The sequence below is a fragment of the Falsiroseomonas oryziterrae genome (assembly GCF_021864505.1).
Lineage (GTDB): Bacteria > Pseudomonadota > Alphaproteobacteria > Acetobacterales > Acetobacteraceae > Falsiroseomonas > Falsiroseomonas oryziterrae.
Map to the genome: position 1 here is coordinate 1 of NZ_JAKJIB010000694.1, position 624 is coordinate 624.

The 624-nt window shown below is 79.5% G+C and carries 1 protein-coding gene; it reads left to right on the forward strand.

The window, feature by feature from the left end:
• Positions 1-624 (forward strand): AsmA family protein (locus L2I40_RS24165; RefSeq protein WP_237217868.1); only part of this gene is annotated, 624 nt, incomplete at both ends.

Here is a 624-nt window from a genome sequence, read left to right on the forward strand (position 1 = left end):
GAGGCGCTGGCGCTGCGCGGTACGGCGGAGCTCGGCGAGCTGCGCGCGGAAGCGACCGGCACGGTGGACCTCGCCGCGCGGCGCGGCGGCGCGACGGTGACGCTGCGCCATCCCGGCGCGCCGCGGCTGCTGGGCGAGGCCTTCGGCGTGGAGGTGGGTCCCTGGCTCGGCGAGGGCTCCTTCTCGCTCATCGCGCAGCTCTCGGCCGGGCCTCAGGGGGTGGCGGCGGAGAGCTTCGAGCTGGTCGCGGCCGGGCTGCGCATGGGCGGCGCGCTGGCGCTCGCCACCGAGGCGAGGCCGCGCGTGACCGGGCGGATCGCGGCGGAGCATCTGCCGGTGCCGCTTCCCGGGCTGCGCAGCGCCGAGCCGCTCGGGCTCGAGGCGCTGGCGGGGTTCGATGCGGAGGTGACGCTGGAGGCCGCCCGGATCGAGCTGGACGATGCGGTGCTGGAGGCGGCCTCGGCGGGGCTGCGCCTGGCCGACGGAAGGCTGGCGGTGGAGCGGCTGCGCGGCCGGATCGCCGGCGGCGCGCTGGAGGGGACGCTCGGCGTCGAGGTGACCGGCGGCCCGCCGCGCGTGACGGCGGAGCTGCGGATCGCGGGGGCGACGGTCGCGGCGCCGGTC